General features: G+C 41.7%; 15 protein-coding genes. 14 read left to right on the forward strand and 1 reads right to left on the reverse strand.

The window, feature by feature from the left end; all coding sequences use genetic code 11:
• Positions 1-73: 73 nt before the first annotated feature.
• From LEP1GSC192_RS02890 to LEP1GSC192_RS02900, 3 genes are read left to right on the forward strand one after another with little or no spacing between them, the layout of a single operon-like run.
• Complete coding sequence (locus LEP1GSC192_RS02890; RefSeq protein ID WP_020768340.1) at positions 74-631, forward strand: cob(I)yrinic acid a,c-diamide adenosyltransferase; 558 nt, start codon at positions 74-76, stop codon at positions 629-631.
• Positions 604-1,896 carry a peptide MFS transporter gene (locus LEP1GSC192_RS02895; RefSeq protein WP_020768023.1) on the forward strand — a complete coding sequence of 431 codons (1,293 nt, stop codon included), beginning with the start codon at positions 604-606 and terminating at the stop codon, positions 1,894-1,896. The genes LEP1GSC192_RS02890 and LEP1GSC192_RS02895 overlap by 28 nt, the downstream gene beginning before the upstream one ends.
• Entirely contained in the window at positions 1,893-3,146 is a 1,254-nt protein-coding gene (locus tag LEP1GSC192_RS02900; RefSeq protein ID WP_020768476.1) for a C40 family peptidase, read from the forward strand. Before LEP1GSC192_RS02895 ends, LEP1GSC192_RS02900 begins: the two co-directional genes overlap by 4 nt.
• A gap of 167 nt (positions 3,147-3,313) precedes the next feature.
• Here LEP1GSC192_RS02900 and LEP1GSC192_RS02905 read toward each other — a convergent pair whose 3' ends face one another.
• The gene (locus LEP1GSC192_RS02905; protein WP_020768249.1) at positions 3,314-3,928 is read right to left on the reverse strand and encodes an LON peptidase substrate-binding domain-containing protein; all 615 of its coding nucleotides are present in this window, start codon (positions 3,926-3,928) and stop codon (positions 3,314-3,316) included.
• Between the two features lie 62 nt (positions 3,929-3,990).
• Here LEP1GSC192_RS02905 and rfaE1 point away from each other — a divergent pair, with 62 nt between their 5' ends.
• The 11 genes from rfaE1 to LEP1GSC192_RS02960 all read left to right on the forward strand — a co-directional run bounded on the left by rfaE1 (position 3,991) and on the right by LEP1GSC192_RS02960 (position 15,175).
• On the forward strand, positions 3,991-5,001 hold the full coding sequence (rfaE1, locus tag LEP1GSC192_RS02910; RefSeq protein ID WP_020768186.1) for a D-glycero-beta-D-manno-heptose-7-phosphate kinase: 1,011 nt from the start codon (positions 3,991-3,993) through the stop codon (positions 4,999-5,001).
• A complete protein-coding gene (gene rfaE2, locus LEP1GSC192_RS02915; protein ID WP_020768374.1) occupies positions 4,998-5,492 on the forward strand; it encodes a D-glycero-beta-D-manno-heptose 1-phosphate adenylyltransferase in 495 nt (164 codons plus the stop codon). Before rfaE1 ends, rfaE2 begins: the two co-directional genes overlap by 4 nt.
• Before the next feature lie 81 nt (positions 5,493-5,573).
• Positions 5,574-7,190 (forward strand): CTP synthase, encoded by a 1,617-nt coding sequence (locus LEP1GSC192_RS02920; RefSeq protein WP_036088728.1) that lies wholly within the window; start codon positions 5,574-5,576, stop codon positions 7,188-7,190.
• Positions 7,190-8,041, forward strand: coding sequence for a 3-deoxy-8-phosphooctulonate synthase (kdsA, locus tag LEP1GSC192_RS02925; protein WP_020768273.1), 852 nt, complete (start codon positions 7,190-7,192; stop codon positions 8,039-8,041). The genes LEP1GSC192_RS02920 and kdsA overlap by 1 nt, the downstream gene beginning before the upstream one ends.
• A gap of 11 nt (positions 8,042-8,052) precedes the next feature.
• On the forward strand, positions 8,053-8,679 hold the full coding sequence (lptC, locus tag LEP1GSC192_RS02930) for an LPS export ABC transporter periplasmic protein LptC (protein ID WP_020768098.1): 627 nt from the start codon (positions 8,053-8,055) through the stop codon (positions 8,677-8,679).
• On the forward strand, positions 8,676-10,007 hold the full coding sequence (locus LEP1GSC192_RS02935) for an LptA/OstA family protein (protein ID WP_020768168.1): 1,332 nt from the start codon (positions 8,676-8,678) through the stop codon (positions 10,005-10,007). Before lptC ends, LEP1GSC192_RS02935 begins: the two co-directional genes overlap by 4 nt.
• Before the next feature lie 9 nt (positions 10,008-10,016).
• Positions 10,017-10,742 (forward strand): LPS export ABC transporter ATP-binding protein, encoded by a 726-nt coding sequence (gene lptB / locus LEP1GSC192_RS02940; RefSeq protein ID WP_008590112.1) that lies wholly within the window; start codon positions 10,017-10,019, stop codon positions 10,740-10,742.
• A complete protein-coding gene (gene rpoN / locus LEP1GSC192_RS02945; RefSeq protein ID WP_020768111.1) occupies positions 10,739-12,175 on the forward strand; it encodes an RNA polymerase factor sigma-54 in 1,437 nt (478 codons plus the stop codon). The genes lptB and rpoN overlap by 4 nt, the downstream gene beginning before the upstream one ends.
• 3 nt (positions 12,176-12,178) lie before the next feature.
• Positions 12,179-13,141, forward strand: coding sequence for an HPr(Ser) kinase/phosphatase (gene hprK / locus LEP1GSC192_RS02950; protein WP_020768439.1), 963 nt, complete (start codon positions 12,179-12,181; stop codon positions 13,139-13,141).
• Entirely contained in the window at positions 13,116-13,382 is a 267-nt protein-coding gene (locus LEP1GSC192_RS02955; RefSeq protein WP_198289287.1) for an HPr family phosphocarrier protein, read from the forward strand. Before hprK ends, LEP1GSC192_RS02955 begins: the two co-directional genes overlap by 26 nt.
• Before the next feature lie 17 nt (positions 13,383-13,399).
• Positions 13,400-15,175 carry a PAS domain-containing sensor histidine kinase gene (locus tag LEP1GSC192_RS02960; RefSeq protein WP_036088848.1) on the forward strand — a complete coding sequence of 592 codons (1,776 nt, stop codon included), beginning with the start codon at positions 13,400-13,402 and terminating at the stop codon, positions 15,173-15,175.

Raw genomic sequence — 15,175 nt, forward strand, 5'->3', positions numbered from 1 at the left:
CAGTTAAAACCGCTTTTCTTGCGGGAATTTTCCGAAGTTTTTCGAATTCTGTCCCCTAAATTCAGGCTGAATCATGAAAATTTACACCAAAAAGGGCGACTCCGGCACCACATCCTTGGCTTCCGGAACCAGGGTTTCTAAAGCTGATCCTAGGGTAGAGTTGTATGGGACCGCAGACGAATTGAATTCCGCAATCGGAGTCTCAATTTCTTTCCTAACAAAAAATTCCAAACTAAAGGACTCACTCGAAAGGATCCAAAATTTACTGTTTGAATTGGGTTCAGAACTCGCAGGTTATAAGAAGAAGGACGATTCTTCCTGTATCTTAGAAGAGGATATTTCCCAACTAGAAAAAGAAATAGATCTCTGGCAAGATTCACTTCTTCCTTTGAAAAATTTTATCCTACCTGGCGGATCTTCCGCTTCTTCTTTTTTACATGTGGCCAGGACCTTGGCCAGAAGATTAGAAAGAGACCTAGTACGGTATAAAGAAGAAGGCCACGAGATCTTTGCAGAAAATCTTACATTCATGAATAGACTTTCTGACCATCTATTCGTTGCCGCAAGATACGCTAATTTTGAATCCAAGATCCCGGAACCGGAATGGAAATCCAGAGCCAAAGGCAAATAACTCATCCTAAAGGTTTGTACGTTCTCTTCTTCGTGGAAATGTGGGAGAGATTTTCTTTTTACGGAATGAGAGCGCTTCTTGTTCTATTTCTTACCAAAGAACTTTTGATGCAAGACGCTCAGGCGGGGAGAATATACGGATTTTATAATGGATTCGTGTATCTGACCCCCATTTTGGGAGGTTTACTAGCGGATCGAGTTTTAGGATACAAACGTTCCATCTTTTTGGGCGGAATCCTTATGATGTTCGGCCATCTTTCCTTGGCGTTTAACGGTCTTTGGACTTTTTACTTGGGACTTGGACTTTTGATCGCAGGAAACGGTTTTTTCAAACCTTGTATTTCCACCGTTGTAGGAAGAATTTACGAATTAGAAGGGAAACCGGAGTTAAAAGATTCCGGTTTTACGATATTCTATTTTGGGATCAATTTAGGAGCGATCCTGGGAACCTGGGCCTGCGCCAATCTTGCGGAATACAAAGGTTGGCATTACGGTTTCGGGATCGCAGCAGCAGGAATGCTCATTGGTCTTATTATCTTCGGAGTTTTAGGAAGAAGAGTCAATCCGGACGCATTCCTAGCGAATGGAAATCAGTCGATTTCCGATCCGAAAAAAGAAGATCCAAAACAAAACAGAGAAAGGATTTTTGCGATCCTGGTTTTTTCAGCAGTTACGATCACATTCTGGGCTTCTTACGAACAGATCGGTTCTTCTTTAAGCCTGATCATAGACAGATATGTGGATAGGAATATTTTAGGTTGGGAAATCCCAGCAGCAAATTATCAATCTCTCAACCCACTTTTTGTGGTGAGTTTAGCTTTGGTCATTTCTTGGATCTGGAAAAAATTCGAGGAATCGGGCAGGCATATTTCGACAGTGACCAAGTTTTGTTTAGGACTAATCGTTTTAGGATTCGGTTACCTTCTTCTTTCTTTGGTAACTTTCGGATCGACTGAAAAATTTTCTTCCATTTGGATCATTCTTTCGATTCTACTTTTAACGATCGGAGAATTATTCCTCTCGCCTGTAGGTCTTTCTTTGGTTACAAAATTAGCGCCGGTCAAAGTCGCTTCGATGATGATGGGATTTTGGTTCTTGGCAAACTTCTTCGCGCATGTTCTTGCGGGTGAATTGACTCGTTATATGGGAGGAAGGGAATCCTTATCCGGTTTTTTTCTGATCTTTTTCTTTCTTCCGATGATCACTGCGATCGGTTTATTTTTATTCCGTAAAAAATTAGAATCTTGGATGCATGGTGTAAAATGAGAGTTCGGATCTTCGTAGTTACTATTCTTCTTTTTTTCTCCTGTTCCGTATTTGCAGATCCTTTCGAGGATCTATTAAAAGCGGATTGGGATCGTTCTCAGACACTTCTTATCAAAAACTCCGTTTTTCAAAAATTAGGACAAAGAGCCGGAAGTAAGGAAGTGCTGAAGATCACGAAAAATGTGATCCCTTGGGCGATCTTAGAAGGTGTAAGTCCGGAAAAAACGGCGGAACTGATAGTGAACCTGGACTACGCAGTCAAAGAAGGACTCACTTTCGAGGAAGCGGAAGACGCAATTCCTGTCGTTTCCAAAAGGGAAATCTCCAAAGAAGATTTCAGTTATATAGGTTTGTATTTTAAAGAAACCAAAAAAGCCGGAATTAGAGAAGAAGTCAGAAACCGTTTTGTAGAAGCCGCCATGGAAAAAAAATGGGACGGTTTTTCGGTACTTGCAGGTGGAAGGGCACTTATCGCAGGAAAGTTAGTGGATTTTCCGGAAAACCGTTTGGCATCCAAAATCCTTACCCAATTCCCCGCTAAAGGGAGAAGTATTGCTTTTGCAAAAACGGAAAACTCTTTCAAATCCGTGCTGGATTCAAAATTGGACGGTGCCTCTTATATCCTTCTTTCTAATTTAAAAAAATTGCATGAAGGAGAGAAGGTCGCTTCTCCTCAAAAATTCGCTTCCGCTCGTGCGGTAGAAACTTCGTTAGAGGAAGTGGGTGGGATCGTAATCGGGGACAGACCAAGAATCGAACCGTTGCCGGATCCGCCCTTGGTCCCAAATTTACCGGAACCGGGAGAACCGACAGAACCTGATAAGCCAAGCAAAGAAGGTTGGGAGACTTTATCTTCCAACGTGCTACAAAAGGTTGCAAAAGAATGGATAGGAACTCCTTATAAATGGGCGAATGCGGCTAAAACTGGAACCGACTGTTCCGGTTTTACGTATAGAGTTTTAACGGATGGTCGTATCGGCGTTCCAGAAAAAATGGTATCTCGCGCTTCTAGTGCACAAACCAAAATAGGTATCGGAGTTTCTCATAATGAAATGAGATCAGGAGACCTCATTTTCTTTTCCGCTTCTCCCAATCAGTCCAAAGTGACTCATGTAGGTATGGTCTTAAACGGAGAGGAATTTGCGCATGCTTCTTCCACTCGTGGAGTAGTAATAGATAAGATCCGGATGAAATGGTGGTTAGACCGTTTTGTGTTATCACGCAGAGTATTTAAGAAAGTTGTGAATTAGTTTTTTATTTCGCACAGAGCCCACGGAGATCACAGAGATGGGGCTCACGCGAAGCCGTGAAGTTTAGAAGAGATTTTTAGAATTTCGAAACCTATCTTTTTATCTTTGCGCCGTGGCGTGAAAAACTCTGTGTTCTCTGTGAACTCAGTGCGAAAATACCTGCGAAACTATTCCCCTAAATTCATCTCTTCCACAATGCCGACAAGCAGTTGTGCTTTCAGGATTTGATCCGTGCTGGAAAGGATCTCCTGCTTCTTCTTAAAATTGAAATTTAAAATAGAAGAAATAAAATCCACCGGGAAAGGATGAGACCAGAGATCGTTCATTCGGAGGATCAGTTCTTCCTTAGCGCCTTCTGAAAGTAGAATTCGTTTAGTAAGATACAGGATCCGATCGAAAATCTCTACAAAAAGTTTGTCTTCGATGTATTTGGAATCAGCTTCTATCTTTTCTACTAGGCCGATCCGGAAAGGCTCCATGGTATCGTAAGATTCTAATTTTGCGATACCTTTGCCTTCAAGTAGAATATTGGATCTTCCGTCGGGAAGTGGGTCTCTTCTGACAATCGTACCCCAACCGAAAATAGTTTCTATTTCCGGCTGAGGATTTTTTAAATTATCGGGATCCATTTTGATCGGCGCGATCGCCATTTCTTCGCCGGACTCGGAACAATAGTCCAACATCATCCTGTATCGAGGCTCGAAAATATGAAGGGGAAGAAATGTGCCTGGAAATAAGATGACTTCGGGAAGAGGAAAGATCGGAATTGTAGTTCTTGACACCTAGGATTTATCCTAACCTGTTGAAGTGAAAACGCAAATCAAATTGTAAGACCGGTTTAAAATTGTATTACTTAGATAAAAAGCGATATTTGGAAGCGGCTTCTAAATTAAAAACCACTAAAATAATCGTGATCGGAGATCTCATCCTGGACGAGTATCTGATCGGAGAAGTGAACCGAATTTCTCCGGAGGCTCCCGTTCCGGTGGTCTGGGTTCGTAATGAAAAAACCACTTTGGGTGGTGCTGGGAATGTGGTAAAAAATCTTTCCAGTTTAGGCGTTCAATCTTTTGTATTGGGCAGAGCGGGTAACGACCCTGCCGCAAAAACTTTGGATGATCTTCTTTCCACCGAAAACACAAACTCTTCCAAGAACACAATTATTCGTTCCGAAATCGTACCTACCATTCTAAAAACTAGAGTGATCGCAGGTCACCAGCAAGTTTGTCGTATCGATAGGGAAGAAACATTTCCACTCAGTGATTCGGAAGAAAAACAATTACTGGAAAGTTTTTCCAAGATCATCCAAGAAGCGGATGCAGTTATTCTTTCCGATTATGATAAAGGAACTCTGACTGCAAGTCTCATCCGCAAAACAATCGATCTGGCCGTCCAACATAAAAAGATCGTAACAGTGGATCCGCAAGTGTCTCATTTTTTCCAATATGAAAAAGCTACCGTCATGACCCCGAACCACCACGAAGCAGGAAAGGCTCTCGGGAAAAAATTAGAGACGAATGCGGAAGTGGAAGAAGCAGCGGGGAAGATCGCGGAAAATCTACATTCACCTTCTATGATGATTACTCGGGGAGAAAAGGGAATGAGCCTTTACATTTCTTCTGAATCCAAGACGTATCATATTCCAACAGTCGCTAAGGAAGTATTCGACGTAACCGGAGCAGGGGATACTGTGATCTCCGTTTATACTTCCTTTTTAGCAGCAGGTTTGGGAGAATTAGAAGCGGCAATCGTTTCGAACGCGGCAGCAGGTGTGGTTGTCGGAAAATTGGGTGCAGAAACCGTTTCTTTAGAAGAACTTTTGGAAGCTTTAGAGAAAAGAGGAAGTTTTCTGTGAAGTCTTCTTTCTCTTCCTGTATCGAGAAAATTATTCCTTTTACGGAGGTAAAGAATGTTTCGGAGAAGATTCGCTCTCACCAAAAAATCGTTTTTACAAACGGTGTATTCGATCTAGTTCATAAAGGCCATTTAACGTATCTTTCGCAAGCAAAAGATTTGGGAGACGTTCTTTGGGTAGGGATCAATTCCGATTCTTCTGTCAAAAGACTGAAAGGACCGGAACGTCCTGTCAATCCGGAAGAGGACCGGGCATTTCTTCTTTCCTGTCTTTCTTTCGTAGACTATATTAGTGTGTTTTCCGAAGACACTCCCTTAGAGCTGATCTCAGAGGTAGCACCTCATATTCACGTAAAAGGGGGAGATTACGATCTAGAAGCTCTTCCGGAAACTCCCCTTGTTCGCAAATTAGGCGGAGAAGTGAAAATTCTACCATTTGTTCCTGGATTTTCCAGCACGGATCTGATCCGGCGCATTCGCCAAAAACCCTAGAATTCCTTCTCAATTCCGCGAAATTCCGAGTTGGATTTTCCGAGACTGAAGAAAACTCTGTTCAGCAGGTAGGAGATCGGTTTGTCCAAAACTAAATTTATTTTCGTGACCGGAGGTGTTTGTTCCTCCCTTGGAAAGGGTGTATCCGCAGCAGCCCTTGGATGCCTTCTGGAAAGTAGGGGTTATTCCGTTTCCCTGCAAAAAATGGATCCTTATATCAATATAGATCCTGGAACCATGAGTCCGTACCAGCACGGAGAAGTGTATGTGACCGAAGACGGAGCAGAAACAGATTTGGATCTCGGGTATTACGAAAGATTTACCAAATCCAAGTTTACACGTAAAAATTCCGTCTCCACCGGACAAATTTATAATACCGTAATCCAAAGAGAAAGAAAAGGGGATTATCTGGGAAGAACAGTTCAGGTAGTTCCTCATATCACGAACGAGATCCGAAATAGGATCTATACTCTTGCCAGAGAAAATGCGACCGACTTTGTGATCGTTGAGATCGGCGGAACAGTGGGTGACATCGAGTCTATTCCATTCTTGGAAGCGATCCGTCAGATGAGATACGAGCATGGACCTTCTCAAGTTTTATTTATCCATGTTACTTTAGTTCCAACCATCACAGTAGCCGGGGAAGCAAAAACAAAACCTACCCAACACTCCGTGAAAGAACTTTTAGCGCTCGGGATCCAACCTGATATTTTGATCTGCCGTGTGAACCAACCGATGCCAAAGGAGATGAAAGGAAAAATTTCCTCCTTCTGTAACGTAAAAGAAGAAAATGTGATCTCCGCTTCCGATATCAGCACTTCCATTTACGAAATCCCTAAAATGTACAAGGAAGAAAAATTGGACCAAGTAGTTCTAAAAACATTAGGACTTGAACTTGGAAAATCCAATTTTACGGAATGGGAGAAGATCATAAAAAGTCTTCAATCCGCAAAACAAACCGTCCAGATCGCAGTAGTCGGTAAGTACATCTCCCTTCATGATGCGTATCGTTCCGTTTACGAAAGTTTATCTCATGGCGGGATTGCAAACGAAGCAAACGTGGAATTTATCAAAGTAGATCCTGAAAAACTGGATAAAACGAATGTGAAGGATGTTTTAAAATCCGCTCATGGTGTTTTAGTTCCGGGTGGATTCGGGGACAGAGGGATAGAAGGTAAGATCGCCGCAATCCAATACGCAAGAACCAAAGGAATTCCATTCTTCGGGATCTGTCTTGGAATGCAATGTGCAGTGATTGAATACGCAAGGAATGTGCTCGGTCTTAAAGATGCAAACTCCACTGAATTTAGGCCGGACTCTCCGGACCCGGTGATCTCTCTTATCGAAGAGCAGATGGATATCGATCAGATGGGTGGGACCATGCGTTTAGGATCTTATCCTTGTAAGATCAAAAAGAACACCTTAGCATTTAACGAATACAAACAAGAGCTGATCTATGAGCGACATAGACATAGATTCGAGTTTACCAACAAATACAAACAAAGATTCGAAGAGAAAGGAATGATCCTTTCCGGTATTTCTCCGGATGAAAACCTGATTGAAATCGTAGAAATTCCGGATCATCCTTGGTTTATTGGAGTTCAATTCCATCCTGAATTCACTGGAAAACCTACAAAACCGCATCCGTTATTCGCCGGATTCATCCGTGCTGCGGTCAAATTTGCAAGGAAGGCGTAATGAGCGATAAAACTGCCCAAGAAAGGGATTTTTTAAGCGGCAAAAAGATCGGAGGAAAAAATCCATTCTTCTTGATTGCCGGTCCTTGCGTCATGGAAAACAGGGACCTACTCGAAAAAGTCTGTGCGGAGATGTTAGAGATCACCACCGAACTTGGCATCCCTTATGTTTTCAAAAGTAGTTTCGACAAGGCAAATCGTTCCTCCGTTACTTCGTATAGAGGTCCCGGACTTACGGAAGGGATCAAACATTTAGAACATATTAAGACAAAATTTAACGTCCCGGTGTTAACCGATATCCATGAGACTTCTCAAGTTGGTCCGCTGAAAGATGTGATCGATATGTATCAGATCCCGGCATTCTTGAGTAGACAAACGGATCTAATCGCAGAATCCGCTAAAACCGGAAAATGGGTGAATGTCAAAAAAGGACAGTTCTTAGCTCCTTCCGATTGTAGACATATCAAAACAAAAATCCAAGAATCCGGCTCCGAAAAGTATATGGTTACCGAAAGAGGGACCACATTCGGTTACGGGAATTTGGTATTCGACGGAAGAACCGTCCCTATATTACATAGTTATGATATTCCGGTAGTATTCGACGCCACTCACTCCGCACAATTGCCTGGAGCGGCGGGTAATATCACCGGAGGGCAGAGAGAATATATTCCGAGTATGACAAGGAGTGCAGTGGCGCTCGGGATAGAAGGTATCTTTATGGAGGTGCATCCAGACCCTGCCAAAGCGCTTTCCGATGCTACCACTCAATATCCTCTCTCAGAAATTAAATCCTTATTAAAGGAATTGGTCGGTTTAGATCGTTACGTAAAACAGGAAATCCTAAACCGCTAATCGATAGAACCTTGTATTCCCGCATACTCACTCTACTCAAATTAGACCCGGAAACCGTTAGAAAATATGGTCCGGGCCTAGGAGTAGGACTCGGAATTTTATTCTTAGTTCTTTTCTTTTATTCCGGCGGAAAATCGGACGCTAAATACACTCGTGTAGAAGAAGAAAAAGAAAAAGGTTCCACAGTTTCTTTCAAAAATTTTGCAAAGGATCAGTACGACGGAAACGGAACTATATTATGGAAATTGAAAGCGGAAGAGGCCTATCTTTACGCAGACGAAAAAAGATACGTTCTGTATGGGATCAATTTCGACCAATATGAGAACGGAAAGTTTAAGTCCAAACTCACGGGTGATAAGGGAGAGATCAACCAGGTCAAAAAACTGATGAAAATTACCGGGAACATTCTTCTGAAAACGGAAGAAAATCGGACTCTTAGAGCAAGATCATTGGATTACAACGACGAGACTAAGGAATTAACTTCCAACGAGGAAGTGATCATTGACGCAAATGGAACACATATCAGAGGAGTGGGGCTCAGAGCTGACAAGGATCTGAATAAGTTTACTATTTTAAAACCGACTGCTATTACCCAAGGTGGTTCCAATCCACTTTCTTCTTCCCCTAAAGAAAAATGAAACGTATCCTGGTCTCATTCTATCTATTTTTTTTATTTTATTCTCCTGCAGGATCTCACTCCAGGCCTCCGCTTTTATTTTCTGCGGAAACATTGGACCCGAAAAGTTTCCAAGGGATCGGAGAAGTCGATCCGAAACGTAAGGAAAGTTTTCCCACATATTGGGGAGCAAGTGCGCTTACCCAAGAAGATAGAGAAATCCAGGGATTAAAAGTCACAATATTCAGTTTGGAAGGTGGTGCCTGGATCCAACATAAAAAAGTAAAATTGGGCGCAAACAGGATCGAGGTCTATGGAAAAGAAGCATATAAGGCTTTTTTAAAGAACGGAGTCCATATAGAAGACCAGGAGAACGGGACCGTGATGAGAGCGGGAGTAGGGGAATACGATAAATACTCCGAAATGGTCTATATCAAAGAAAGACCTAGGCTTAGCTTTCGGGATAAAACAGGTAAAACGACGGTCATCTCCGCAAAACAAATAGACCGAGAATTAAGCACGAAAATTACAAAGCTGCATGGAGGAGTGATCGTAAATCATCCGGAAGTTACGATCTTCTGCTCGGAAGCAGTTTTTAAAGAATCGGAACATCTAATCACTACCGATCCGAACCCGATCCTGATCTCCAAGAACAGATATTTGAGCGGAAAAAAATTATCCTTCTACACAAATGAAAGTAGGATACTTTTAGAAGATAACACTGTACTATTTCAATCCTCGGAAGAGACTAAAAAAGATCCGGAAGGAAACGAGAAAAAACAGACAATTCTCACCATCCTAAAAGGGGATAAAATAGAAAGTCGTCCCAATGAAGAGAACGATCGCACTGTACTCATCAGCGGGAATGCAACAGTACTACGAAAAGACCTGAAGATCACATCCGATACAATCGAGTCCGTAGGAAAAGATTCACGTATCATCAAAGCAAGAAAGAATATTAAGGTACATGATCGAGAAAATCATCTACTTCTTTCGGGTAACGTATTCGATTACTTTCGAAACGAAAACTATCTCCACCTGACGGACGAAGGTAAAATGGAATTTTTAGAAAAAAATTCCGATCGAGTGACAAGCACAATCACCGCACAAGAATTCGAACGTTTTTTGGATCAAAAAGAAACGGTGATCCGAGGAAATATTTGGATCAAATCCAAGTCGACAGAAGCGCAAGGCGAATACGCCACTTATTTTGAAAACGAAGAATCGGTTACTTTAGAAGGAAATCCAAGGATTAACCGAAGCGGTAAGATCCTAAGGGCGGGAAAAATCGTCTTTTATCCAAGAGAAGGAAGATCAATTCTGACAGAAGGAGTCCATTTAGGAAATTAGGCTTGCATAATGGGACAAAGGATCCGGTGCCAAAACTTAATCAAAATATACAATAAGCGTAAGGTTGTAGACGGAGTCAGTTTCGATGTTCGTAAAGGAGAAGTCGTAGGTCTCCTTGGTCCGAACGGAGCCGGAAAAACCACTTCCTTCTATATGTCCGTCGGTTTCGTAAAACCCGATTCAGGTCATGTATTCATAGACGACCAAGACGTAACGGACGCTCCTATGCATACTAGAGCCAAATTAGGAGTAGGATATCTTGCGCAAGAAGCTTCCATCTTTAGAAAACTCACCGTTGCTGAAAATCTGGAAGCTATCCTTGAAACTCTAAACATTCCTAGATCCGAAATCATTCGCAGAAGAGACGAACTACTGTTAGAATTGCAGATTATGCGAGTCGCCAACCAAAAAGGTTTTACTCTTTCCGGTGGGGAAAGAAGAAGATGCGAAATTGCTAGAGCATTAGTCACAAATCCGGATTTTATCCTTCTTGACGAGCCCTTCGCAGGGGTCGACCCTATAGCAGTTAAAGATATTCAAACTGTTATAAATAGTTTAAAGAAAAAGGGACTGGGTATATTAATCACCGACCATAATGTTCGAGAAACACTAAAGATCACTGACAGAGCGTATATCATGCATAGCGGTCGGATCTTAATCGCGGGAACTCCGAAAGAACTCGTGAATGATAAAGAAGCTAAGAGAATGTATCTAGGAGAGGACTTCAAGCTGTGAATCTGAACCACCAGTTAGTACAGAAGCAGACACAAAAGCTTGTCATGACGCAGGATTTGCGTCAGTCCATAGAGCTTTTGCCTTTGTCAACTCTGGAATTAGCGGATAGGATCAGCGCAGAACTGGTGGAAAATCCTATGCTGGAAGAAGAGCCAGGCTCGGAACGAAGTAAAAGTCCGGAACTCTATTCGGTAGACGATCTGAAAAGAAAAGAGAAGAACGACTTTCTCAAAAATTCGGATCCGGGTTGGCAGGATTCTTTCAGCTTAGACAAACCTCAGTATCGAGGCACCGATGCTTCCGATAGAAACCAAAAATATATCGAATCCTCTCCCAACACACAATCCCTTTCGGAACATTTACTTTGGCAACTCAGGATCTCTTCTTTAAAGGGAAAAGAAATGGAGATCGCGGAAATTCTGATTTCCATGCTGGACGATAGAGGATTTATTTCGCAAACTCAAAGCGAACTTGCCGCGGAGATAGGAGTTTCTGTCAAAACGATCAAAAAGGTTTTGGAACAAATCCATCAATTGGATCCACTCGGAATAGGCGCCGGAAGCATTCAAGAAACATTATATATCCAGGCAAAGATCGTTAAACCGGAAGATAAAAACCTTCATGATCTTATCTTAAATTACCTAAAAGACCTCGAAAAACTGGATTATAAGGGAATTTCCAAAAAAATGGGTCTTCCTGTGGAAGCGATCGAAGCAATGGCGGCTGAGATCAAAAAACTGGAACCTTTCCCCGCAACATTATACACTCCCCAAAAACCGGATTATATAGTTCCCGATGTAATCATCAGGGAAATAGAAGGCGAGTTCAGCATATTGCTGAACGACGAATGGCTTCCTAAATTAAAAATTAATAAAGAATATAAGGGTATGCTCAAAAAAGGGGCCGGGGCTAAGGATTCAGATAAAGAATATATTTCCACAAAGCTGAATTCAGCAGAGTGGCTCATCCGCTCCGTAAACCAACGAAGACAGACCCTCTATAGAGTTGTATCTGCGATCATCGAACTCCAAACAGAATTTTTCCGAAAAGGTGTGAGATTTTTAAAACCTCTCACCTTAAAAGATATCGCAGAAAGATTGGACCTACATGAATCCACAGTCTCGCGGATCACTTCGAATAAGTATGTCCAAACTTCTTGGGGGATTTTAGAATTAAAATGGTTCTTCTCTTCCGGATTAAAATCCAAAAGTTCCGAAGGTGGAATGGAATCTTCCAAAACCATTCATGACATTATACGTATTCTAGTAAAAGAAGAAGATCCGGAAAATCCCCTCTCCGACCAAGATATAGTCGAAAAAATAGAAAGTAAAGGGATAGAGATCGCCAGAAGAACCGTTGCAAAGTACCGTAAAATCCTAAAAATTTTACCATCCAACCAAAGAAAAAAAGTAAAATCTCTGGAAGCAAGGTAACTCATGTCCGTTCCCGGAATTAATGTTTCTAATATTCTAAAAGATCATCCGGAGTTAGGTTTAAAACTCATTGCAGGAGAAAATGGGCTCCAAAACCGGATCCATAGTTCTGAGATCAACCGTCCCGGTCTTTCACTTACTGGTTTTTACGAAAGTTTCGCCCATGATCGTATCCAAATTTTTGGAAAAGGAGAATGGGCCTATATCACTTCTAAAGAAGGTGAGGAAATGGAAAAACTCGCCGCAGACTTTTTCCATTTTCATTTGAACTGTATCATATTCACTCACGGGAATGTTCCTCCTCCTATCTTTATAGAATACTGCGATCGTCTGAATATTCCACTATTGGGTTCCGATGTTTCTACTCATAAGTTCATCACACTCATTTCTCAAATTTTGGACAGAAGTCTTGCACCTAGGACCATGAGACACGGAGTTCTGATCGAAGTATTCGGGATCGGGATACTTCTGTCCGGTAAAAGTGGTGTGGGAAAAAGTGAAACCGCACTCGAACTTATAGAAAGAGGACACCGATTGGTCGCAGACGATATGGTGGAGATCAGAAGACTTTCCGAAAGTTATTTGATCGGGACTTGTTCGGACCTTCTACGACACCACATGGAGATCAGAGGATTAGGAATTTTGAATATAAAAGATATATTCGGGATCGGATCCGTTAGAGACCATAAACTTATTGAACTTATCATCCATCTGGAAGAATGGACCGAAGAAAAGGAATTCGACAGAACCGGACTTGAAAATAGAACGGAAGAAGTTCTCGGAGTCAATATTCCATTGATCAAACTTCCGGTCCGACCGGGAAGAAATATACCGATCATCGTGGAGACCGCTGCAATGAACCAAAGATTAAAAAAGTTGGGAAAAAATGCGGCGGCGGAATTCAGCCAAAAATTAAATATTTATCTACAGCAAGGAAAAGTTGAAAGAAATCCACCTCAAAATTAACGAAAACGGCGCAGGGATGCATGCTCGTCCCGCCTCTGTCTTTGTGAATTGCGCGGCAAAATACTCCTGCGAAGTTCTAGTCTCAAAAGACGGTGTGGAAGTAAACGGTAAAAGTATCATGGGACTTATGATGTTGGCATTAGCCCCCGGCGCTGAATTTTCCATCAAAACCGAAGGTCCACAGGAAGAAGAAGCGGCGGATGCTTTGGCAAAATTAGTGGAAGGCGATTTTGCCGTATGAAATGGTTTCCATTTCGGATAGAGGAGGAAAATCGATATTATCTTCGAGATCTTCTGATTTTATCCGGAGTGATCTTTATAGCAGTTCTCGCTGCTGAACTCATTCATTTTAGAAATTCGGAAAGTATAGATATAGTAGATCGAATATTGATCTACGTATATTATACGGTTCCATTAGTCGTACTATTTTTAATCCTTTCCTATTTTTATAGGAATCGCAGGAATTTGGAGACTGGAAGGCTCAAAAGTTCCATCCGATACAGGCTTTCTCTATCCTTTTTGTTCATCGCGATGCTTCCCTCTTTTCCGGTATTTCTTCTCACTTCTAATGTGATAGGAAGAGTATTCGAAGGATTTTACGGTTTGGATATCGCGCAAGCTCTGGAAGCGGGGGATCACTTCGTTCGAAAGGAACTGGAACCGGAAAAGAATAATCTATTAGAAAAGGCTAAACTATTTAGAAATCTTGTCAAAAGGGAAAATCCAAACCCGAATCTACTCACAAATCGTGCGAACGAATTAGATCTGATCTCGAACCCGAATTATTATGTGGGTTGGTACGATAATAATGTACCCGCACTCGAAAACAGATCATTAAAACTGACAATCTCTCCGGAAGAATTTACCTCTTTCGGAACGGAAGGAATCTCGGAAAAATTAATATTGAGCCAAAGTTTAAGCTTTTATCTGCTCAAAATAGAATCCTTAAATCCTTCAAAGTTCTTAATATTAGGAAAACGTGTTTTTCACGGAGAAGAATCCAAAGCATATTCTTTTATAAATACCAGGAAAAATTATATCACTGCCGATCTGACAAAAGAAAAACTTCCGTACGAGGTCAGGCTTACGATCACTTTATTGACCGTATTCGCATTTTTACTTTCCATTTTTTTCTCCCTTGTATTCGCACGAAAAATCTCCAGACCGATCATTGATCTTGCCAACGCCACTCAAAAAGTCTCATTAGGAGATACCGACATCAATCTTCCGCTTACGGAAGGAGGAGAGATAGGAGCCTTGGTAGAATCCTTCAACCAGATGGTGAAGGACCTAAAATCCAAGAACGAGGAATTGATGCATTCTCAAAGGATCGCCGCCTGGAAAGAAGTGGCTCAAAGAATGGCGCACGAGATCAAAAATCCTCTGACCCCAATCCAACTTTCGGCGGAAAGAATACGTAGGAAACTGAACTCTGAAGTTCCGGAAGAATTCCAAGAAATCGTAACAAAAGGTAGTGAAACAATTGTCGGTCAGGTAAAAATTCTGGAACATCTGGTAAATGAATTCTCGGAATTTGCGAGAATGCCCGCACCTAGGCTGATCAACCAACATTTGGAACCGGTCGTGTTAGAAAGTGCAAAACTTTTCGAACACACTCCAGGAATCCAAATAGAACTAAACTTCGCTAAAAATTTACCCGAAATCTTTTTGGACAAAAAACTGTTTTTAGGGATCATGAACAATCTTTTTAAAAATGCGGTGGAAGCCATCGAAAAAAGAAGACAAAGAGGCGATTCCAGTTTTTTCCAAGGAAAAGTCCGTATCTCCACCGTATTAGAAAAAAGGATCATGAGACGTTCAGTGGTTTTACTTGTGGAAGATAACGGGATCGGTATCACTCCAGAATACAGATCCAAAGTTTTTGAACCGTATTATTCCACCAAGGACGAACATGTATCAGGGATAGGACTTGCAATCGTACAAAAAACGGTGATCGATCATAACGGTCATATTTCTGTAGACTCTTCCGAATTAGGCGGATGTAAATTCAGGATAGAACTTCCGGTAGCTTAA

Source organism: Leptospira sp. B5-022 (assembly GCF_000347035.1).
GTDB classification, from domain to species: Bacteria; Spirochaetota; Leptospiria; order Leptospirales; family Leptospiraceae; genus Leptospira_B; species Leptospira_B cinconiae.

Excerpts from the sequence above, each read along its gene's own strand:
- lptB (WP_008590112.1), top strand. The coding sequence starts at position 10,017 with ATGGGACAAAGGATCCGGTGCCAAAACTTAATCAAAATATACAATAAG.
- LEP1GSC192_RS02935 (WP_020768168.1), top strand. The coding sequence starts at position 8,676 with ATGAAACGTATCCTGGTCTCATTCTATCTATTTTTTTTATTTTATTCT.
- hprK (WP_020768439.1), top strand. The coding sequence starts at position 12,179 with ATGTCCGTTCCCGGAATTAATGTTTCTAATATTCTAAAAGATCATCCG.
- kdsA (WP_020768273.1), top strand. The coding sequence starts at position 7,190 with ATGAGCGATAAAACTGCCCAAGAAAGGGATTTTTTAAGCGGCAAAAAG.
- LEP1GSC192_RS02895 (WP_020768023.1), top strand. The coding sequence starts at position 604 with ATGGAAATCCAGAGCCAAAGGCAAATAACTCATCCTAAAGGTTTGTAC.
- LEP1GSC192_RS02890 (WP_020768340.1), top strand. The coding sequence starts at position 74 with ATGAAAATTTACACCAAAAAGGGCGACTCCGGCACCACATCCTTGGCT.
- LEP1GSC192_RS02900 (WP_020768476.1), top strand. The coding sequence starts at position 1,893 with ATGAGAGTTCGGATCTTCGTAGTTACTATTCTTCTTTTTTTCTCCTGT.